Source organism: Actinopolymorpha cephalotaxi (genome assembly GCF_013408535.1).
GTDB lineage: Bacteria > Actinomycetota > Actinomycetes > Propionibacteriales > Actinopolymorphaceae > Actinopolymorpha > Actinopolymorpha cephalotaxi.
On the sequence record NZ_JACBZA010000001.1, the window covers coordinates 4,027,514 to 4,047,485 of the forward strand.

The 19,972-nt window shown below is 72.1% G+C and carries 18 protein-coding genes; 4 read left to right on the plus strand and 14 right to left on the minus strand.

Annotated elements, in window-relative coordinates:
• Positions 1-172: 172 nt before the first annotated feature.
• The 3 genes from FHR37_RS17700 to FHR37_RS17710 all read right to left on the minus strand — a co-directional run bounded on the left by FHR37_RS17700 (position 173) and on the right by FHR37_RS17710 (position 4,146).
• Positions 173-1,618 (minus strand): NAD(P)H-hydrate dehydratase, encoded by a 1,446-nt coding sequence (locus FHR37_RS17700; RefSeq protein WP_092880708.1) that lies wholly within the window; start codon positions 1,616-1,618, stop codon positions 173-175.
• Positions 1,619-1,627: 9 nt separating this feature from the next.
• Positions 1,628-1,981, minus strand: coding sequence for a holo-ACP synthase (locus FHR37_RS17705; RefSeq protein ID WP_092880864.1), 354 nt, complete (start codon positions 1,979-1,981; stop codon positions 1,628-1,630).
• An 86-nt stretch (positions 1,982-2,067) separates the two neighbouring features.
• Positions 2,068-4,146 (minus strand): MFS transporter, encoded by a 2,079-nt coding sequence (locus FHR37_RS17710; protein WP_092880710.1) that lies wholly within the window; start codon positions 4,144-4,146, stop codon positions 2,068-2,070.
• 200 nt (positions 4,147-4,346) lie between these two features.
• Here FHR37_RS17710 and FHR37_RS17715 point away from each other — a divergent pair, with 200 nt between their 5' ends.
• Positions 4,347-5,087, plus strand: a complete 741-nt coding sequence (locus FHR37_RS17715) for a VIT1/CCC1 transporter family protein (RefSeq protein WP_179771009.1) — start codon at positions 4,347-4,349, stop codon at positions 5,085-5,087.
• 49 nt (positions 5,088-5,136) lie between these two features.
• Here the strand turns inward: FHR37_RS17715 and glmS are convergent, their stop codons facing one another.
• Entirely contained in the window at positions 5,137-6,990 is a 1,854-nt protein-coding gene (gene glmS / locus FHR37_RS17720; protein WP_092884111.1) for a glutamine--fructose-6-phosphate transaminase (isomerizing), read from the minus strand.
• 113 nt (positions 6,991-7,103) lie between these two features.
• Between glmS and coaA the strand changes: the two genes are divergently transcribed.
• Positions 7,104-8,147 carry a type I pantothenate kinase gene (gene coaA / locus FHR37_RS17725; protein WP_092884112.1) on the plus strand — a complete coding sequence of 348 codons (1,044 nt, stop codon included), beginning with the start codon at positions 7,104-7,106 and terminating at the stop codon, positions 8,145-8,147.
• 70 nt (positions 8,148-8,217) lie between these two features.
• Here the strand turns inward: coaA and FHR37_RS17730 are convergent, their stop codons facing one another.
• From FHR37_RS17730 to rplM, 4 genes are all read right to left on the minus strand, one after another.
• Positions 8,218-9,324, minus strand: coding sequence for a GNAT family N-acetyltransferase (locus FHR37_RS17730; protein WP_237768863.1), 1,107 nt, complete (start codon positions 9,322-9,324; stop codon positions 8,218-8,220).
• Positions 9,325-9,443: 119 nt separating this feature from the next.
• Complete coding sequence (glmM, locus tag FHR37_RS17735) at positions 9,444-10,790, minus strand: phosphoglucosamine mutase (RefSeq protein ID WP_092884113.1); 1,347 nt, start codon at positions 10,788-10,790, stop codon at positions 9,444-9,446.
• A 9-nt stretch (positions 10,791-10,799) separates the two neighbouring features.
• Positions 10,800-11,330 (minus strand): 30S ribosomal protein S9, encoded by a 531-nt coding sequence (rpsI, locus tag FHR37_RS17740; RefSeq protein ID WP_092884114.1) that lies wholly within the window; start codon positions 11,328-11,330, stop codon positions 10,800-10,802.
• Positions 11,331-11,356: 26 nt separating this feature from the next.
• Complete coding sequence (rplM, locus tag FHR37_RS17745; RefSeq protein WP_092884115.1) at positions 11,357-11,809, minus strand: 50S ribosomal protein L13; 453 nt, start codon at positions 11,807-11,809, stop codon at positions 11,357-11,359.
• 356 nt (positions 11,810-12,165) lie between these two features.
• On the opposite strand from rplM, the gene FHR37_RS17750 reads away from it, so the two are divergent.
• Positions 12,166-13,551 (plus strand): PQQ-dependent sugar dehydrogenase, encoded by a 1,386-nt coding sequence (locus FHR37_RS17750; protein WP_092884116.1) that lies wholly within the window; start codon positions 12,166-12,168, stop codon positions 13,549-13,551.
• Positions 13,552-13,714: 163 nt separating this feature from the next.
• The gene (locus FHR37_RS17755; protein WP_092884117.1) at positions 13,715-14,140 is read left to right on the plus strand and encodes a hypothetical protein; all 426 of its coding nucleotides are present in this window, start codon (positions 13,715-13,717) and stop codon (positions 14,138-14,140) included.
• Positions 14,141-14,178: 38 nt separating this feature from the next.
• Here the strand turns inward: FHR37_RS17755 and FHR37_RS17760 are convergent, their stop codons facing one another.
• From FHR37_RS17760 to rpsD, 6 genes are all read right to left on the minus strand, one after another.
• Positions 14,179-15,861 carry an ABC-F family ATP-binding cassette domain-containing protein gene (locus FHR37_RS17760; protein ID WP_092884118.1) on the minus strand — a complete coding sequence of 561 codons (1,683 nt, stop codon included), beginning with the start codon at positions 15,859-15,861 and terminating at the stop codon, positions 14,179-14,181.
• A 123-nt stretch (positions 15,862-15,984) separates the two neighbouring features.
• Positions 15,985-16,587 (minus strand): class I SAM-dependent methyltransferase, encoded by a 603-nt coding sequence (locus FHR37_RS17765; protein ID WP_092884119.1) that lies wholly within the window; start codon positions 16,585-16,587, stop codon positions 15,985-15,987.
• On the minus strand, positions 16,584-17,522 hold the full coding sequence (gene truA, locus FHR37_RS17770; protein WP_092884120.1) for a tRNA pseudouridine(38-40) synthase TruA: 939 nt from the start codon (positions 17,520-17,522) through the stop codon (positions 16,584-16,586). The genes FHR37_RS17765 and truA overlap by 4 nt, the downstream gene beginning before the upstream one ends.
• A 35-nt stretch (positions 17,523-17,557) precedes the next feature.
• Complete coding sequence (rplQ, locus tag FHR37_RS17775) at positions 17,558-18,118, minus strand: 50S ribosomal protein L17 (RefSeq protein WP_092884121.1); 561 nt, start codon at positions 18,116-18,118, stop codon at positions 17,558-17,560.
• 126 nt (positions 18,119-18,244) lie between these two features.
• The gene (locus FHR37_RS17780; RefSeq protein WP_092884122.1) at positions 18,245-19,258 is read right to left on the minus strand and encodes a DNA-directed RNA polymerase subunit alpha; all 1,014 of its coding nucleotides are present in this window, start codon (positions 19,256-19,258) and stop codon (positions 18,245-18,247) included.
• An 81-nt stretch (positions 19,259-19,339) separates the two neighbouring features.
• Positions 19,340-19,948 carry a 30S ribosomal protein S4 gene (gene rpsD / locus FHR37_RS17785; protein ID WP_092884123.1) on the minus strand — a complete coding sequence of 203 codons (609 nt, stop codon included), beginning with the start codon at positions 19,946-19,948 and terminating at the stop codon, positions 19,340-19,342.
• Positions 19,949-19,972: the final 24 nt, after the last annotated feature.

The following is a 19,972-nucleotide window of genomic DNA, read 5'->3' on the forward strand; positions in this document are numbered from 1 at the left end:
CGAACGCCTGTGCCACGAACGCGAACGCACGACCGCATTCCTTTCGCCCGGTCGCGCGCGGTGTGCACGTGACCACGCGGGAGATTACTACGGTCTGCCGACAGAACCGGTGAACATTCGCCGGTGTTGGCGGACGTTTCTCGCGCGGGCCACCTCCCGTCCGCCTTCGGGCTCAGCCGCGCTCGGCGTCCTCGCCCTCGCCGACCCCCCGTACGAACCGATAGGCGTCCGGCAGTGCGGCGGCGATGTCCTCGGCGACGATCGGGCCGCCGCGCGAGGCGAGGATGCCGGCCGTCTCGTGCAGGAAACAGCCCACGCTGCCCGCGTCCAGCGGTGAGAGCCCGCCGGCCAGCAGCGCACCGCAGATGCCGGACAGCACGTCGCCGGACCCGGCGGTCGCCACCCAGGGCGTGCTCACCGAGTTGACCCGGACCGGCCCGGTCGGCGGCGCCACCACCGTGGTCGCGCCCTTGAGCAGCACGGTGGCGTTCCAGCGGTCGGCGGCCGCCCGCGCGTAGTGCAGCCGGCGGGCGGCGACGTCCGTACGCTCCACCTCCAGCATCCGGGCGAGCTCGCCCTCGTGCGGCGTGAGCAGCACCTCGCCCTCGCACCGCCCGAGCACGTGCCGCAGCCCGTCCGCGTCGACGAGCACGGGTACGTCCGCGGCCAGCGCGCGGGCGACGTCCTCGGCGCGTTCGGGTGCCTCGCCCAGGCCGGACCCGACCACCCAGGCCTGCACCCGGCCCTCACCCGCCACCACCTCGGGCCAGCGGGCCCGGACCAGCCGGGCGGGTTCGTCCGGGCCGACGTAGCGGACCATGCCGAGCGGCCCGCCCAGGGCGCCGCTGACCGCGAGCACCGCCGCGCCGGTGTACTGCTCGGAACCGGCCACCACGCCCAGGACGCCGCGGGTGTACTTGTGCGAGGTGCGGTCCGGCACCGGCAGCAGGGCGGCCACGTCCGAGGCCTGCAGTGACTCCACCACCGGATCCGGGAGGTACGGGCCGAGCCCGATGTCGACCAGGTGCACCACCCCGGCAGCGGAGGCGCCCGGGTCGACGAGCAGGCCCACCTTGTGGGTGCCGAACGTCACCGTCACGTCGGCGCGCACGTGTGGCTCGGGCGTCTCGCCGGTGTCCACGTCGATGCCGGACGGCACGTCGACCGCGACCACGGGTACGTCGTGGCGCCGGACCAGGTCCATCACCGCGACCGCGTCCGGGCGCAGGCCGGGCTTGCCCCCGATGCCGACGATGCCGTCCAGCACCAGATCGGCGCGGGCCACGGCGTCCTCGCGTTCGTTCGCGGGTACGACGTGACCGCCGGCCGAACGCAGCGCGGCCAGGCCACCGGCGTGCGCCTTGTCCGGGCTCAGCAGGATCGCGGCCACCCGGGCGCCGCGCCGGGCGAGCCGGGCTCCGGCGTACAACGCGTCGCCGCCGTTCGCGCCCGACCCCGCCACGATCACGACGTCGGCGCCGTAGGTGCCGCCCAGGAAGTCCACACAGGCGTGCGCCAGTCCGGTTGCGGCGCGGTCCATCAACGTGCCGTCGGGAACGGTCGCCATCAGCGCGGCCTCGGCGGCCCTGACCTGGACGACGGTGTGCGCGGTGCGCATCGGCTGTGGTCAGCCCCTCTCGAGTACGACGACCGCGGACGCGATCCCGGCGTCGTGCGACATGGACAGGTGCATGGAGGTGACGCCCAGCTTCTCGGCCTGGGTGGCCACCGTGCCGCGGACCTCCAGCCAGGGCCGGCCGTCGTCGTCGGTGACCACCTCGGCGTCGTGCCAGCGCATGCCCACCGGGGCGCCGAGCGCCTTGGCCAGCGCCTCCTTCGCCGCGAACCGGGCGGCCAGCCCCGCGATCGGGCGGGTGCGCTCGACCTCGGTGAACAGCCGGGTGCGCAACCCGGGCGTACGGTCCAGGGTCGCCTCGAATCGCTCGACGTCGACCACGTCGATTCCCAGCCCGACGATCATCGGTCCATCCTTGCGCATCGCTCCCACCGGATGCGTGAGGCGGGCCGCCTCCCGGACCGGACGCGGACGCCGGTCACGGGCGCCGGTCACGGGCGCCGGTCACGGCGGGTCGGCGGGCGGGCGGAACCGAACACCTCACGGTCCGCCTCGTCACCCAGGGACGTGGACGCCAGGCGCTGCAGCAACGCCGACAGCTCCGGATGCTCCTCGGGCCGCCAGCCGGACAGCCGCCGTCCGAGCGCGGCCCGGCGGGTGGCCACCAGTTGGTCGACCGCCGCCAGCCCGGACGGGGTGACCGCCAGCCGGCTGTCGCCCTCGCGGGTGACGTACCCCGCGGCCAGCAGCGTGTCGACGTGCGGCCGGGCACGCTCGGGCGGTACCCGCGCCACCGCGGCCAGGTCGGCGGCCCGCACCGGGCCGGCCCGCGCGATCCGGCACAGCGCCCACAGCGAGCCGGCCGGCAGTGCGACCCCGGCCGCCTGCCCGAGCTGCTGGTACAGGCCGCGGGCCCGGTCGTCGCGGCGTACCAGCAGACCGAGCGCGCGTTCGATCTCCTCCTGCGACGTGCACACGGTCGTCCGGCCGGGCATGCCCTCGCCGTAGTCGGCGGTGGAGGTGGTGGCGGCCGTCGCCCGCAGCGGAAGCTCCCGCAGGAACCACGCCAGCACGAACGCCGCGAGCGCCACCGGGGTCGCCCAGACGAAGACCGAGTGGATCGACACCGCGTACGCGTGCAGCAGCGCCTCCCGTACCTCCGGCGGGAGCGCGGCCATCCGGGCCGGTTCGCGGGCGATCGTGGCCGGGTCGAACCCGCCGGGCAGCGGCCGGCCGTGCAGCGCGCCGGCCACGTTGCCGAGCAGCTGGTTGGAGAAGATCGCGCCGAACACCGCGGTGCCGAACGCGCCGCCGATCGACCGGAAGAACGTCACCCCCGACGTGGCCGCCCCGAGGTCCGAGTAGTCGACGGCGTTCTGCACGGCGGTGAGCAGCACCTGCATCACCAGCCCCAGTCCGGCGCCGAGCACGAGCAGCGAGCCGGTGATCGCCCGCGTGGTGGAGTACTCGTCCAGCCGGGAGCACAGGAAGAGCCCGGCCGCGATCGTCGGCGTACCCACCAGCGGGAAGATCCGGTAGTGGCCGGTACGGCTGACCACCAGCCCGCTGACCACCGAGGTGGCCAGCAGCCCCAGCACCATCGGCAGCAGGTAGATCCCTGACAGGGTCGGGCTGACCTGGTGCACCACCTGCAGGAACAGCGGCAGGAACGCCAGCGCGCCGAACATCACGAACCCCACCACGAAGCCGATCGCGGCGCCGACCCGGAAGACCGGCAGGGCCAGCAACCGGGGACTCAGCACCGGCTCGGCCGCCCGGCGTTCGACCGCGAGCCACGCACCGACGAAGGCGACGGAGGCCAGGAACAATCCGATGATCACCGGCGAGGTCCAGGCGTACTGCGTACCGCCCCACGACGTGGCCAGCACCAGGCAGGTCGCGGCTCCGGCCAGGGTCAGCGCGCCGAGGTAGTCGATCCGGTGCCGCGCTCCCGCGCCCGCGAGACCGGCCCGCCGGGCCGGGAGCACCACCGCGACCACGGCCAGCGCGACCGCGCCCAGCGGCAGATTGACGTAGAACACCCACCGCCAGCCGAGGTTGGTCACGAAGAAGCCGCCGAGCAGCGGCCCGGCGATGCTCGCGATCCCGAACACCCCGCCGAAGATCCCCTGGTAGCGGCCGCGCTCGCGAGGGCTCACCACGTCGCCGACCAGCGCCATCGTCAACACGATCAGCCCGCCGCCGCCGACACCCTGCACCGCGCGGAAACCGATCAGTTCGCCCATCGAGCGGGCCTGTCCGCACAGCACCGAGCCGGCCAGGAACACGATGATCGCGGCCAGAAAGAGGCGTTTGCGGCCGTACTGGTCGCCGAGCTTCCCCCACAGCGGCGTGGAGACCGTCGAGGCCAGCAGGTACGCGCTGACCACCCAGGACAGGTGCGTGAGCCCGCCCAGGTCGCTCACGATCGTGGGCAGCGCGGTGGCGACGATGGTCTGGTCGAGGGCGGCCAGCAGCATGGCCAGCATCAGGGCGGTGAAGATCGCGGCCAGCCGGCGGGGAGGCGCCGCCGTCGGCGCCTCGGCGATCTGGCTGGCTGGTCCGCTCATCCGCCGGTCCCCGGGGTCGGGCCGCCGGGCCGGCGGCCTGAGGTCTCTCCCGCGAACCGTAGCGCGGCGCCGTCCGCCCGAGGGGTCCCCGACAGGACTGGTTCGTCACGTTACGTGCACACCGGCCGCGGCGGCGCGACTCGGGGTCGGTGAGGCTGTCCTCGCTACCGTCTGTCGGTCGTACTGGCTAGCGTTCCCCCATGAGCGACGCGCGGACCGAAACCGGCACCGAGGAGATCCACGAGAACGACGCGGGCCAGGGCATCGGCAGCGTCTCGAACAGGCTGAACTGGCTGCGTGCGGGCGTCCTCGGTGCCAACGACGGGATCGTCTCCGTCGCGGGCATCGTCGTGGGCGTGGCCGCGGCCACCGCCGAGGTGTCGGCGATCCTGGTGGCCGGCATCGCCGGTCTGCTGGCCGGGGCGTTCTCCATGGCCGCGGGTGAGTACGTCTCGGTGAGCACTCAGCGTGACACCGAGAAGGCGCTGCTGGACAAGGAGCGCTGGGAGCTCGCCAACATGCCCGACCAGGAACTGGACGAGCTGGCCAGGATGTGGGAGGCCAAGGGCATCTCACCGGAGCTGGCCCGCAAGATCGCCGAGGAGCTCACCGAGCGGGACGCGCTCCGGGCGCACGCGGAGATCGAGTTCGGGATCGACCCCGACGAGCTCACCAGCCCGTGGCACGCCGCCCTCGCGTCGTTCGTCGCGTTCACCGTCGGCGCCCTGCTGCCGATGGCGGCGATCATCCTTCCCCCCACCAGCCTGCGGGTGCCGGTCACCTTCGCCGCCGTCGTGGTCGCACTGGTGGTCACCGGCACCGTGAGCGCCCGCCTCGGCGGCGCCAAGGCCCGCCGGGCCGCCATCCGCACCGTCGTCGGCGGCGCGCTGGCGATGGTGGTCACCTACGTCGTCGGCCACCTGGTGGGCGTCGGCATCTGACAGTGATGCCCCCCCCCCCGCCTGATCCAGCCCCGAAGGCCGGGCCCGCCTACTCCACCGTCACCGACTTGGCGAGGTTGCGCGGCTGGTCGACGTCGTTGCCCCGCGCCATCGCGAGCTCGCAGGCGAAGATCTGCAGCGGAACCGTCGCGACCAGCGGCTGCAACAGGGTGGGCACTCGTGGCAGCCTGATCAGCGTGTCCGCCCACGGGACGACGGACTCGTCGCCCTCCTCGGCGAGCACGATGGTGCGGGCGCCACGGGCCCGGATCTCCTGAACGTTGCTGACGATCTTGTCGTGCAGGACGTCGCGACCACGCGGGGGTACGACCACCACGACCGGCAGCCCCTCCTCGATCAGCGCGATCGGCCCGTGCTTCAGCTCGCCCGCCGCGAACGCCTCCGCGTGCATGTAGGCGAGCTCCTTGAGCTTCAGCGCACCCTCCAGCGCCACCGGATAACCGACGTGCCGGCCGATGAACAGCACCGACTTCGCCGTGGCGAGCTCGCGGGCCAGCGCCCGGATGTCGGACATCGTCCCCAGCACGGTTCGCACCGCCTCGGGCATCTGGTCCAGCTGGTCGACCTCGGCGGCCACCTCGTCCCCGAACTTCGACTCGCGCACCTGCGCGAGGTACAGGCCGATGAGGTAGCAGGCCACAACCTGCGTGAGGAACGTCTTGGTTGCGGCCACCCCGACCTCGGGGCCCGCGTGGGTGTAGAGCACGGCGTCGGACTCGCGCGGAATCGTCGAGCCGTTGGTGTTGCAGATCGCGAGCACCCGGGCCCGCTGCTCACGGGCGTGCCGCAGCGCCATCAGGGTGTCCATCGTCTCCCCGGACTGCGAGATCGCGATCACCAGCGTGGCCCGGTCGAGGATCGGGTCGCGGTAGCGGAACTCGCTGGACAGCTCCACCTCGCACGGGATGCGGGTCCAGTGCTCGATGGCGTACTTCGCGGTGAGGCCGGCGTAGAACGCCGAGCCGCAGGCGATGATGACGATCTTGTCGATCTCGCGCAGCTCGTCGTGGGACAGCCGCATCTCGTCCAGCCGGAGCCGGCCCTGCGGCGTGAGCCGGCCGAGCAGGGTGTCGGCGACCGCCTTGGGCTGCTCGGCGATCTCCTTCAGCATGAAGTAGTCGTGGCCGCCCTTCTCGGCGGCGGAGATGTCCCAGTCGACGTGGTAGTCGCGGGTCGGTGCCGGCTGGCCGGCGAAGTCGGTGACGGTCACCGCGTCGGCGGTGATCGTCACCACCTGGTCCTGGCCCAGCTCGACCGCGTTGCGGGTGTGCTCGATGAACGCCGCCACGTCGGAGGCGAGGAAGTTCTCCCCCTCACCGCGCCCCACGACCAGCGGGGAGTTGCGGCGGGCGCCGACCACGACGTCCGGGGCCTCCGCGTGCACCGCGACCAGCGTGAACGCGCCGTCCAGCCGGCGGCACACGCGGCGCATCGCCTCGGCGAGGTCGTGGCCGCTGGCCTCCCAGGCGTCCTCCAGCAGATGGGCGACCGCCTCGGTGTCGGTCTGGGAGGTCAGCTGGTGACCCTGCGCCTCGAGCTCCGCACGCAGTGCCGCGAAGTTCTCGATGATGCCGTTGTGGACCACCGCCAGCCGGCCCGCGCAGTCGATGTGCGGGTGGGCGTTGGGGTCGGTCGGCGCCCCGTGGGTGGCCCAGCGGGTGTGGCCCATCGCCGTACCACTGGCCGGCAGGGGATCCTCGCTGAGCGCCGCCTGGAGGTTGGCGAGCTTGCCGGCCCGCTTGCGGACCCGCACCCCGCCGCGGTCGGCGACCGCGACCCCGGCTGAGTCGTACCCGCGGTACTCCAGCCGCCGCAGGCCCTCGACCACGACGTCGACACCCTTGGTCGAACCCGAACCTACGTACCCGACGATTCCGCACATGGAAGCTCAGGGTAGCCACCAGGGGTGAACGCCGGGCGACCATCGGGCAAGAGAAGGCCCTACGAGCACCGCCTGTGACCGGCCCGAACGGAGGTCAGGGAAGAATCGGGGACATGCAGCGCATCCGGGAGGCCCGCCTCGTGAACGGCACGACCACGCCGTACGTCGAACTCGACCGGGCCGCCTGGTCCCGGCTGGCCGCCTCCACCCCGCTCCCCCTCACCGCCGAGGACGTCGAACGCCTGCGCGGCCTGAGCGACGAGATCGACCTGACCGAGGTCCGCGAGGTCTACCTCCCGCTCACCCGGCTGCTCAACCTCTACGTCCGGGCCACGAGTGCGCTGCACCAGGCCACCCAGACGTTCCTGACCAGCGAGCCGCCACATCCGGGCAAGCCGGGCGAGCCGGATGTGAACGGCGGAACCGGCACGAACGGTGGTGCCGCCCCGGCGGCCGGGCGTACGCCGTTCGTCATCGGCATCGCCGGCTCGGTCGCCGTGGGCAAGAGCACGGTGGCCCGGCTGCTGCGCGAGCTGCTCGCCCGCTGGCCGGACCACCCGCGGGTGTCGCTGGTCACCACGGACGGCTTCCTGCTCCCGAACGCCGAACTGGAACGCCGGGGCCTGCTGCAGCGCAAGGGCTTCCCCGAGTCCTACGACCAGCGGGCGCTGCTGCGGTTCGTGGTGGCGGTGAAGTCCGGCGTCCCGGTGGTCACCGCGCCGGTCTACTCCCACCTGAAGTACGACATCGTTCCGGACAAGCGCCTCGAGGTGCACGCACCGGACATCCTGCTCATCGAGGGCCTGAACGTCCTGCAGCCGGCGCGGGCGCACGAGGACGGCCGGCGCGGCCTCGCGGTCAGCGACTTCTTCGACTTCTCGATCTACCTCGACGCCTCGCCCGTCGACGTGCGGGAGTGGTACGTCAAGCGGTTCCTGGCCCTGCGGGAGACGGCGTTCCGGGAGGAGGAGTCGTACTTCCGCAGGTACGCCGACCTCAGCCACGCCGAGGCGGTCGAGCGCGCCTGCCGGTTGTGGGACACCATCAACGGGCCCAACCTCGAGCGAAACGTCCAGCCCACCAGGGGACGGGCCAGGCTGGTGCTGCACAAGGGCGCCGACCACTCGGTGACCCGGGTGCGGCTCCGCAAGATCTGAGCAGCCGAGGCGAGCGGCCCGTCCGCCGCGACGCGAGGGGCTACGACGTTAGGGGCTACGACGCGAGGGGCTACAGGGGCTGGAGGTCGCGCTGCCACTCCTGGCAGTAGTCCATGATCCGGTAGCCGAGCTCGACGTTCACCGCCACCATCGGGCCGTTCTGGACGGCGTTCCAGGTGTCGATGCGGGCCACCTCCGGGTGTGCCTGGGACAGCGCCTGGGTGTTGGCGACCTTCAGCGCGAGGCCGAGCCGGTGGCCGCGGTGCGCGGCGTGCACCAGGGTGTCCCACTGGTAGGCGCGTCCGGGCTCGTGCCGGGGTACGGCGAGCTGGGTGTGGCCGGCGAGGGTTCCGTCCGGCGCGACGGCGACGGTGGTGTGCAGCGTCCGGCCCTGTGCCACCGCGCGGTCCTCGGTCTCCCGCAGCCGGGCGACGTCCCAGACCTCCTGCTCGTAGTCCATGTCACCGAGCGGTGCGTCGGCCGAGAGCCGGCCCTTCAGCTCGGCGTACTGCTCGGCGTACTCCGCGGGACACGGACCCGACCAGGACACCAGGCGGTAGTCCGACGCGCGCTGGGCGGCCTTGCCGGCGAGAGTACGCAGGTGCACCGGCTCGACCGGCAGTCGCAACTGACGCCGCAGTTCGGTGTTGCGCAGGGTGAAGCCGGCCTTCTGGGCGAACGCCACCCCCGGCCACTCCTCCTGCGGCGTGCCGTCGGGGACGTTGACCTCGGTCAGCAGGCTGGTGCGACCCTCGGCGTGCCCCCGCTCGACCACGTGGCCGTACAGCGCGCTGCCCACGCCTCGCCGCCGGTGCTCCGGCGGTACGCCGATCTCGCAGATCGCCAGCCGTGGGTTCTCCCGCAACGGGAACGTCAGTTCGCCCGCACCGACGACCTCGCCACTGTCGTCGACGGCGACGAACGCCTCCCTGCGCATGCTGGAGTCGGGCGCGCGGTAGAGGACCAGGACCTCCTGGAGGGTCCAGGCGGGCGGGTCCGGCAGGCCTGCCACCAGGCCGGTGTGGAACGCCGCGTGCCAGCGCGCGAGCGCGGCCTCGTCGGCAGGGTCGACGGTGGAGATCGTCACCTTCGGGGCGACCTTCGCCCCGGGTTCGTTGCCTGGCCGCGGGGCCACGTCGGGGGTCGGCTGCTGCCGGACGTCGTTGTCTTCGCGCACGCGGGGAGCCTGCCACGAGCACTCCCACCCCGCAACGGCGTTTTGTCAGCGCATCACAGCTCGACCACGACCACGCCGTTCAGCGCTTGCGGGCCGTCGAGCGTGGTGCTTCCGCGGGGTTACAGCGCCAGCGCGCGCTGGACGGTTCGGGCGAGGTCGTCCGCCACCTGCTGCGCGTGGTCGAACGTCGGCGCCTCGACCATCACCCGCACCACGGGCTCGGTGCCCGAAGGCCGGAGTACGACCCGGCCGGTCTCCCCCAGCTCGGCGGTCGCCGCGGTCACCGCGGCCGCCACGTCGGGATCGGCGTCGGCCCTGGTGCGGTCGACGCCGCGGACGTTGACCATCACCTGCGGAAGCCGGGTCATCACCGCGGCCAGCTCGTCCAGCGGACGGCCGGTGGACGACATCCGCGCCAGCAGGTGCGCCGCGGCCAGCACACCGTCGCCGGTGGTGGCGTGGTCGAGCAGGACGACGTGCCCTGACTGCTCGCCGCCGAGGTTGAACTTGCCGGCCTTCATGGCTTCCAGGACGTACCGGTCGCCGACCTTGGTCTGCTCCACCGCGATGCCCTCACGCTGCATCGCCAGCGAGAACCCGAGGTTGCTCAACACCGTGGCGACCACGGTGCCGGAGGCGAGCCGGCCCGCGTCGCGCAGGCCGAGGGCGAGGATCGCCAGGATCTGGTCGCCGTCGACGACGTTGCCGAACCGGTCGACCGCCAGGCACCGGTCGGCGTCACCGTCGTGGGCGATGCCGGCGTCGGCGCCGTGTGCGGCGACCGCGGCGATCAGCGACTCCGGATGGGTGGATCCGCATCCGTCGTTGATGTTCAGGCCGTCGGGCTCGGCGTGGATGGGAATCACCGTCGCGCCGAGCCGGCCCAGAGTCTCCGGAGCGGTGCGGTAGGCGGCCCCGTTGGCGCAGTCGACCACCACCCGGAGTCCGTCGAACCGGTTGGGCACCGACCGCACCAGGTGGGCGACGTAAGCGTCGAACCCGTCCCGGTCGTCGGTGACCCGGCCCACGCCCGCGCCGGTGGGCCGCTGCCACGGCTCCCGCAGGCGGGCCTCGATGAGGTCCTCGAGGGCGTCGTCGAGTTTGTGCCCGCCCTTGGAGAAGAACTTCACGCCGTTGTCCGGCATCGGGTTGTGCGACGCGGACAGCATCACGCCGACGTCGACGCCCATGGCGTCGGTCAGGTGAGCGACCGCGGGCGTGGGGACGACGCCGAGACGTACGACATCGATGCCCGCGCCCGCCAGGCCGGCCACGACCGCGGCCTCCAGGAACTCCCCGGAGGCACGCGGATCACGCCCGACCACTGCTCGAGGCCGGTGTCCCTCGAACGCACCGACCTCGCCGAGCACATGCGCCGCGGCGACCGACAGGTCGAGAGCGAGTTCGGCGGTGAGCTCGCCGTTGGCGAGCCCCCGCACTCCGTCGGTGCCGAACAGCCGGCCCACGGTGAGGACTTACCGCTTGGAGTACTGGGGAGCCTTGCGGGCCTTCTTCAGCCCGGCCTTGCGACGCTCCTTGGCCCGCGGGTCACGCGTCAGCATGCCGGCCCGCTTCAGCGGCGGGCGGTTGGCCTCGGCGTCGACCTCGTTCAGCGCCCGGGAGATGCCGAGCCGCAGCGCACCGGCCTGGCCGGTGAACCCACCGCCGTCGATGCGGGCGATCACGTCGTACTGGCCGTCCAGGTCGAGCAGGACGAACGGCTCGTTGACGTGCTGCTGGTGGACCTTGTTGGGGAAGTACTGGTCCAGCGTCTTGCCGTTGATCCGCCACTGGCCACTGCCGGGGAAGACCCGCACCCGCGCCACGGCTTCCTTGCGACGACCGGTCGCGGCGGCCGGGCCGATGGCAGCCGGGCGAGGCGCGGCCGAGGCGGCCTCGGGTGCGCTCTCGGAGCTGTAGGCGACGGTCGCGTCGCCCTCGGTCTGGCCGGCGGCGCCCTCGACGGTCGCGCCCTCGGCCTCGACAGTGGTGGTGGACTCAGCCACGGGATTCCTCACTTCGGCGCAGTCGGTTACTGCGAAATCTGGGTGATCTGGGTGATGGCGTAGGTCTGCGGCTGCTGGGCCTGGTGCGGGTGGTTGGGGCCCGCGTAGACCTTGAGCTTCTTCAGCAGCTTCCGGCTCAGGCGGTTCTTGGGAAGCATTCCCCACACCGCCCGCTCGATCGCCTTACGGGGGTCCTTCTCCAGCAGTTCGCCATAAGGAACCGCGGAGAGCCCGCCCGGGTAACCGGAGTGCCGGTAGGCGAACTTGGTCTCACGCTTGTTGCCGGACAGCGCGACCTTCTCCGCGTTGACGATGACGACGAAGTCGCCGGTGTCCACGTGCGGCGCGAAGGTCGGCTTGTGCTTGCCGCGCAACAGCGTCGCCGCCTGGCTCGCGAGCCGGCCGAGGACGACGTCGGAGGCGTCGATGACGTGCCACTCGCGTGGGACGTCGCCGGGCTTGGGGCTGTAGGTGCGCACAGTCGTCGACCTTCGCTGATCGTCGGGGTGAGCCGTGCCATGGCGACACGGCTGGTCTGGTGTCGAACTTCTCCGGAACGGAGAGTGCGCTCGCACATGGCAGCAGCCAGCAGGCGCAACGACCGCCCAGAATACTCGGGGCTCGGCGGACTGGTCAAAATGGGTCCGGTTCTGCCCCGAGAGTGGGCTCGGGAACGACCCCGGCCGCCGCCCGGGCTCGGCTCCGGCGAGCAGGATACCCCGCTCGCCCGGATCCGTACGCACTCCGGGCGCACACGAACGGTCGCCGTCCGCGTACCTTCGGCAACTAGGCTGAGGCGGTGCTCCCCGCTCGTCGTCGCCGCGCCGGGACACCTGTGACGACCGCGACCCGAGCGGTCGCCGGCCTGGTCGTGCCGGCCGGCCTGGTCACCGCATGCGCGGTGCTGCCGGTCGCGGCACCCTCTCCCGCGCCCTCGCCGACCCCCACCGTGCTCAACGGCCCGAAGCCGACAAGCTTCGCGTATCTGCGCGCTCCCCGAAACGTGGGGCGGGGCGACAGCCTGATCGCGTCCCAGCGGACACTCGTCACCCAGCTGGACATTCCGTGGGGAGTCACGTTTCTGCCCGACGGCAGCGCCCTGGTCACCGAACGCGCCAAGCGCCGCATCCTCAGGGTCGGACCGGGGCGCGCCGCGAGCGGTGAGTTGACCGTCCGCCCGCTGACCTCGATCGAGGGCGTGTACGCCAACAACGAGGGCGGCCTGCTCGGCATCGCGGCGTCCCCCCGCTTCGCCCGGGACAGGACGGTGTTCATCTACTACACGACGAAGCTGGACAACCGGATCGCCCGGCTGCGCCTCGTCGGCCCCCGGCCCGAACCGGAGGCGATCGTCACCGGCATCCCGCTGGCCGGCGTCCACAACGGCGGCCGGCTGGCGTTCGGCCCGGACGGATATCTGTACGCCAGTACCGGCGACGCCTCCCGGGCGGGCGCGTCCCAGAACGTTGCCAACCTCGGCGGGAAGATCCTGCGGATGACCACCGCCGGCAGGCCCCCGCCCGGCAACCCGTTCCCCGGCTCGCTGGTCTGGTCCTACGGCCACCGCAACCCCGAGGGGATGGCCTGGGACGCGAGCGGCCGGATGTACGTCGCCGAGATCGGCGAGGCGATGTGGGACGAGCTCAACCTCATCCAGCCGGGCCGCAACTACGGCTGGCCGAAGGTGCAGGGCATGGGCCGGATGGCGGGCATGACCAACCCACTCGCCGTGTGGCGGCCCGAGGTGGGCGTGACCAACGGCATCGTCGTCCTCGGGCACGCCGCGCTGATCACCTGCCTGCGCGGGCAGCGGATCTATCTCGTGGACCTGGGCCGCCCGATCGACTTCGCCAGCACCCGTATCGTCGGCGCGGGCACGGGCGAGGCGAGCATCCGGTGGCGGCCGGCGGCCGGTGTGCTGGGCCGGCCGCTGGCGGCGCTGGTCGGGAAGTACGGCCGGCTGCGGGCGGCGATCCGCGCACCCGACGGCAGCGTGTGGCTCACCACGTCCAACCGGGACGGACGCAACCAGCCGGTGGCCGACGACGACCGGATCATCCGGCTCACCCTGAGCCCGGCCGCGTTGCCGGGTGCCGTCGGCGACGCCGGTGGTACGCCCGGTCCGACACCGAGCCAGATGCCGAGCCAGATGCCGAGCCCGACACCGAGTCCGATGCCGAGTCCGATGCCGAGTCCGATGCCGAGTCCGATGAGCCGCTGACGACGCAACGACGTAACAGGTCGATGCGGTGACCGACGGGACGGATCGGGCGAACACGCGAGGTCACGTGGCGATGGCGTACCGAAGCACCGGCTGTCGCTGTCGGACGGAAAGCGTCCGTCGGCTCGTTTCCACGTCCCGACCTGGGGAATCATCGCCTGCGATGATCGACCTTGACCCCGTGCTCCGCCCCTGGCGAGGCACCACGCCCTGGCAGACACCGCTGCCCACCTGGGGACGAGAGAGCGCCGGATCGGCCTTTCGGTCCCTGGTACGCGCGTACGGGTTGAACCTCACCGCCTACGAGCCACCGGACGAGGAGTGGATCGTCGTCCGCAACGGCGAGGCCACCGCGATCGCCTCCGCGTTGTTTCCGCTCGCGTTCGTCACCGACGGGCTGGCCGCGATCGTCCGCACGACACTGCCGCAGCTGACCCTGGTGGCACTCGCCTCGACCGTCGCGGTCGACTACCGCGCGTCGGCCGACGTCCTGCGCGACACGCTGTTGCGCGACGGCTGGACGAACGACTTCTCCCCCGACGGGTTCTGCGTCTCCGACCTGCTGGTGGAAAGCGTCCAACCGGTCTAGGGCCCGTCCGAGGAAGGGCCCGTGTCGCCCGGGCCGGGTCACCGCGCCCGGCGGACCCGGCCCTCGTCCCACACCGGCTCGTCGGACTCGTAGACCTCCCCGTCGGCGCCGAACACCAGGAACCGGTCGTACCCGCGCGCGAACCACCGGTCGTGCGTCACCGCCAGCACGGTCCCCGCGTACGACGCCAGCCCCTCCTCCAGCGCGTCCGCCGACGCCACGTCGAGGTTGTCGGTCGGCTCGTCCAGCAGCAGCAACGTCGCGCCGGACAGCTCCAGCAGCAGGATCTGCAGGCGTGCCTGCTGGCCGCCCGACAGCGAGTCGAAGGTCTGCTCACTCGCCTCGGCGAGTTCGTACCGGTCCAGCGCCCGGGCCGCCTCCTCCCGCGGCATTCCCGCACGGTGCTCGTCCCCGCGGTGCAGGATCTCCAGCAGGGTTCGGCCCACGAGTTCGGGATGCTCGTGCGTCTGCGCGAACCAGCCCGGTCGCACCCGGGCGCCGAGCTTCGCGCGTCCGCTGTGCGCAACGGGGGTGATGACCGCGTCGCCGACCGGCAGGTGCTCGCGTTCGGGCAGGGTGCCGCCGGTGGCCAGCAGCCGCAGGAAGTGTGACTTGCCCGAGCCGTTGGAGCCCAGCACGGCCACGCGTTCGCCGTACCACACCTCCAGGTCGAACGGCTTCATCAGACCGGTGAGCTCCAGGTCGGTGCACACCACCGCCCGTTTGCCGGTACGCCCCCCGCGCAACCGGACCTTGACGTTCTGCTCGCGCGGCACCGCCTGCGGCGGCCCCTTCTCCTCGAACTTCCGCAGCCGCGTCTGTGCCGCCTTGTACGCCGCCGCCGCGCCGTCGTTCAGCGTGGCCTTGAGTTTGTACAACGCCACCAGGTCCTTGAGCTTCTGGTGCTCCTCGTCCCAGCGCCGGCGCAGCTCCTCCAGCCGGGCGAACCGGTCCCGCCGTGCCTGGTGGTAGGTCGCGTACCCCTGCGGGTGCGTCCACGCGGTGTTGCCGGCCGCCCCCAGCTCGACCGTCACCACCCGGGTTGCGGTGTTGGCCAGCAGCTCGCGGTCGTGGGAGACGTACAGCACGGTCTTCTGGCTCTCCCTGAGCCGCTCCTCCAGCCAGCGCTTCGCGGGTACGTCGAGGTAGTTGTCCGGCTCGTCGAGCAGCAGCACCTCGTCCGGTCCGCGGAGCAGCGCCTCCAGTACCAGCCGCTTCTGCTCACCACCGGACAGCGTGCGCACCTCGCGGTAGCGCGCCCGGTCGAAGGGCAGGCCGATCGCCTCGGTGCAGCAGACGTCCCACAGCACCTCCGCGTCGTACCCGCCGGCGTCCGCCCAGTCCGACAGCACCTGCGCGTACCGCAGCTGGGTCCGCTCGTCGTCGTGTTCCATCATCGCCAGCTCGGCCCGGTCGACCGCGGCCGCGGCGTCGCGGATCCGCGGCGGCGCCACCGACAGCAGCAACTCGGCAACGGTGGTGGCGTCGCGCACACTGCCGACGAACTGCCGCATCACGCCCAGGCCGCCGCCGCGGGTCACCGCGCCGTCGTGGGGGGCGAGGTCACCGGCGACGATCCGGAGCAGCGTGGTCTTGCCCGAGCCGTTCGCACCGACCAGGGCGACCTTGGCGCCCTCGCCGACGCGGAACGACACGTCGTCCAGCAGCACCCTGCCGTCGGGGAGCTCGTACCTGATCCCGGCCACATCCACATGTCCCACGGGACCCAAGTGTGACGGGTGGCCCCCGCCGGGAGCGAACCCGTTTTCGCGTCGGGCCACCCGGCTCCGCGGATGCCGGAGTTCGCCGGGTTCGTTCCGGTTGCCGTCAGGCGGGCTTTGCTGTCAGGCGGGACGTCGTACGGTGAGCACGCGGAAACCCTTGGCGCTGGCGTGCCGATCGCACCGCCAGCCCTGCTCGGTCAGCCACCGCTGCAGCGAGTCCGCGCCCAGGTTGCGGCCCACCACCAGCCAGGCCACCCCGTCGGGGGCGAGCCGGGGCAGCCAGCGTTCCAGCAACTCGTGCAGGGCCGGCTTGCCGATCCGGATCGGCGGGTTGGACCAGATCTGGTCGAAACGGACGTCGTCGGGTACGTCCTCGGGCACGGCCACCCGGACCCGGTCGGCCACGCCCAGCCGGGCGGCGTTGTCGCGGGTGAGGTCGAGCGCCCGGGAGTTGACGTCCACCGCCCACACGGTCGCGCCGGGAACCTGGTTCGCCAGCACGCTCGCGATCGGCCCCCAGCCGCAGCCGAGGTCGAGGAAGGTGCCCGGCCGCGGGGGCGCCGGCGCCTCCCGCAACAGCACGGAGGTCCCGAGGTCGAGCCGGTCCCCCGAGAAGACACCGCTGGAGGACCCCAGCGTGTAGGTCTGTCCGTACGCCGAGAACGTCACCGTCCGGGGCGTCGCCTTCGATACCGGGGTGGCGGCGAAGTAGTGGTCGCTCACGGTGCCGGTGTCCTCCTTCGGCGGGCCTGTTCCGCCCTGGCGGCGAGTTCTGCGGCCGGCGGGTAGCCGACCTCCTCCAGCGTCAGCCCACGCGCGGGCACGACGTGTACGCCGGAGTCGCGGACGCGCCCGGACAGCACCCGCGCCGGCCACTCGGCCGGACGCCCACCCTCACCCACCCGGAGCAGGGCACCCACCAGCGCCCGGACCATCGAGTGGCAGAACGCGTCCGCCACCACCCGGCAGACCAGCATCCCGGACGGCTCGCGGTCCCACCCGAGCTCCAGCAGCCGCCGGATCGTGGTGGCGCCCTCCCTCCGCCGGCAGAACGCCGCGAAGTCGTGCTCGCCGAGCAGCAGGCCGGCGGCGGCGTTCATGGCGGCCAGGTCCAGCGGCCGGCGGTGGTGCTGGAGCACCTCGTGCCGGCGCACCGGGTCCTCCGCTGCCGGGTCGGCGCAGACGCGGTAGGCGTAGCGGCGCCACAGCGCGGAGAAGCGCGCGTCGAAACCGGGTGGCGCCACCCGCACGTCCCGGACGCGGACGTCGGGCGGGAGAGCGCCGAGCAGCCGGGTGGTCAGCGCACGCTCGGGGCTTCGGGTGGAACGGCCGGACGCCGCCGCGAAGGACGTGGAGGGTACGTCGAGGTGACACACCTGGCCGCGGGCGTGCACCCCGGCGTCAGTACGGCCCGCGCAGGTGACGGCGGCCGGCCCGGGCAGGCGCAGCACCCGCACCAGCGCCTCCTCCAGCTCACCCTGCACGGTGCGCTGACCCGGCTGGGCGGCCCAGCCGGCGAAGTCGGTGCCGTCGTAGGCCACGTCCAGCCGCAGGCGTACGACCCGCTCGTCCCGCTCCCCCGGCTCTGCACCCTCCCCAGGATCACGCCGCTCGCCCGGAAGGCACGCGAGCCCGCCGGCCTCCGGGGTGGGAGGCACAGCGGGCTCGTCGTGCGTAGGCGGACGGTCGGCCGTCAGGACTTACCGTCCTGGTCGCCCTCACCGGCCTGCTCGGCGCCGCTGGAGTCGGCCGAGTCCTGCGCCGGGGTCTCCGCCGAGGTGTCCTGCGCCGGGGCCTCCGCCTCGGTCGTGGTCTCTTCCTCGGTGGCAGCCGCGGCCGGAGCCGGCGTCGTCGCGGCGGTGCGGTTACCGCCGCCGGTCGACGTCGAGGTGAGCGGGCCGCTCTCGACCAGCTCGATCACGGCCATCGGGGCGTTGTCGCCCTTGCGCGGGCCGATCTTGGTGATGCGGGTGTACCCGCCCGGACGGCTCTCGAAGCCCGGGCCGATCTCGGCGAACAGCGTGTGCACGACCTGCTTGTCGCGGATCACCGCGTGCACCTGCCGACGCGCGTGCAGGTCACCTCGCTTGGCCTTGGTGACCAGCCGCTCCGCGAACGGGCGCAGCCGACGGGCCTTGGTCTCCGTCGTGGTGATACGGCCGTGGCTGAACAGCGCCGTCGCGAGGTTGGCCAGCATCAGCCGCTCGTGCGAAGGGCTGCCGCCCAGACGGGCGCCCTTGGTGGGAGTAGGCATCGAACAGGTTCTCCTTCCTGCACCGGCCGGATCAGGTACCGGTGGCAGTGCGGGCGAGTACGCGGAGGTCTCGCCCGCGGGTGGGTGGGGTCACTGCGACCAGGCAGTACGTGCGTACGTCGTACGTCAGTACTGCTCGGTCTCGGCGTAGCTCTCTTCCTCCTCGTCGAAGGAGTCGACCGCCGCCGTCGGGTCGAACCCGGGCGCGCTGTCCTTGAGGGACAGGCCCATGCCGACCAGCTTCTGCTTCACCTCGTCGATGGACTTGGCGCCGAAGTTGCGGATGTCCAGCAGGTCCTGCTCGCTGCGCGAGATCAGCTCACCCACGGTGTGGATGCCCTCGCGCTTGAGGCAGTTGTACGACCGGACGGTGAGGTTGAGGTCCTCGACCGGAAGCGCCAGGTCGGCGGCGAGCTGGGCGTCCACCGGCGACGGGCCGATGTCGATGCCCTCCGCGTCGACGTTCAGCTCCCGGGCCAGACCGAACAGCTCGACCAGGGTCTTGCCGGCGCTGGCCACCGCGTCGCGCGGGCGCATGCTCGGCTTGGTCTCGACGTCGACGATCAGCCGGTCGAAGTCGGTGCGCTGCTCGACCCGGGTCGCCTCCACCTTGTAGGTGACCTTGAGGACCGGCGAGTAGATCGAGTCGACCGGGATCCGGCCGATCTCGGCGTCCGCACGCTTGTTCTGAACGGCGGAGACGTAGCCGCGGCCGCGCTCGACGACCAGCTCCATCTCCAGCTTGCCCTTGCTGTTCAGCGTGGCGATCTGCAGCTGCGGGTTGTGCACCTCGACACCGGCCGGCGGCGCGATGTCGGCCGCGGTGACGTCACCGGGGCCCTGCTTGCGGAGGTACATCGTCACCGGCTCGTCGTGCTCGCTGGAGACGACGAGCTCCTTGAGGTTGAGGACGACCTCGGTCACGTCCTCCTTCACCCCGGGGATGGTGGAGAACTCGTGCAGGACACCGTCGATCTTGACGCTGGTGACCGCCGCGCCGGGGATCGACGACAGCAGCGTGCGCCGCAGGGAGTTGCCGAGCGTGTAGCCGAAGCCGGGCTCGAGGGGCTCGAGGACGAACCGCGAACGGTGTTCGTCGACGACTTCCTCGGTCAGGGACGGGCGCTGTGCGATGAGCATGTTCGTTCCTTTCCGCGACATCCGCCATATGACGTCGCGAATGGGTGATGCCCCGGGGGCACGTGGCCCCCGGGGGTTGGATCAGACCTTCGAGTAGTACTCGACGATCAGCTGCTCCTGGACCGGGATGTCGATCTGGGACCGGACCGGGAGCTGGTGGACGAGGACCCGAAGGCTGCCGGGGAGAACCTCCAGCCAGCCGGGAACGGGTCGTTCGCCGTGGGTTTCGCGGGCGATCACGAACGGCGTCGACTCACGCGACTTCGTTCGCACGTCGATCACGTCGTGTGCACTGACCTGGTAACTCGGCACGTTGACCTTCTGGCCGTTGACCTGGAAGTGGCCGTGTACGACCAGCTGCCGGGCCTGCCGCCGGGTCCGGGCGATGCCGGAGCGGTAGATCACGTTGTCGAGCCGGCACTCCAGCAGCTGGAGCAGGTTGTCACCGGTCTTGCCCGCGCGGCGGTGGGCCTCCGCGTAGTACCGGCTGAACTGCTTCTCCAGAATGCCGTAGGAGAAGCGGGCCTTCTGCTTCTCCCGCAGCTGCAGGAGGTACTCGCTCTCCTTGATGCGGCCGCGGCCGTGCTGGCCGGGCGGGTACGGACGGCGCTCGAACGCCTTGTCGCCGCCGACGAGGTCGGTTCCGAGTCGGCGCGACTTCTTGCTCATCGGTCCGGTGTAACGGGCCATGGTTGAGTCCTACTCCTTCGTGAT

Coding starts and splice junctions, on each gene's coding strand:
- FHR37_RS17705 (WP_092880864.1), bottom strand. CDS start 1,981: ATGATCGTCGGGCTGGGAATCGACGTGGTCGACGTCGAGCGATTCGAG.
- FHR37_RS17755 (WP_092884117.1), top strand. CDS start 13,715: ATGATCGACCTTGACCCCGTGCTCCGCCCCTGGCGAGGCACCACGCCC.
- coaA (WP_092884112.1), top strand. CDS start 7,104: ATGCAGCGCATCCGGGAGGCCCGCCTCGTGAACGGCACGACCACGCCG.
- rpsD (WP_092884123.1), bottom strand. CDS start 19,948: ATGGCCCGTTACACCGGACCGATGAGCAAGAAGTCGCGCCGACTCGGA.
- rplQ (WP_092884121.1), bottom strand. CDS start 18,118: ATGCCTACTCCCACCAAGGGCGCCCGTCTGGGCGGCAGCCCTTCGCAC.
- FHR37_RS17780 (WP_092884122.1), bottom strand. CDS start 19,258: ATGCTCATCGCACAGCGCCCGTCCCTGACCGAGGAAGTCGTCGACGAA.
- FHR37_RS17715 (WP_179771009.1), top strand. CDS start 4,347: ATGAGCGACGCGCGGACCGAAACCGGCACCGAGGAGATCCACGAGAAC.
- FHR37_RS17700 (WP_092880708.1), bottom strand. CDS start 1,618: ATGCGCACCGCGCACACCGTCGTCCAGGTCAGGGCCGCCGAGGCCGCG.
- FHR37_RS17710 (WP_092880710.1), bottom strand. CDS start 4,146: ATGAGCGGACCAGCCAGCCAGATCGCCGAGGCGCCGACGGCGGCGCCT.
- glmS (WP_092884111.1), bottom strand. CDS start 6,990: ATGTGCGGAATCGTCGGGTACGTAGGTTCGGGTTCGACCAAGGGTGTC.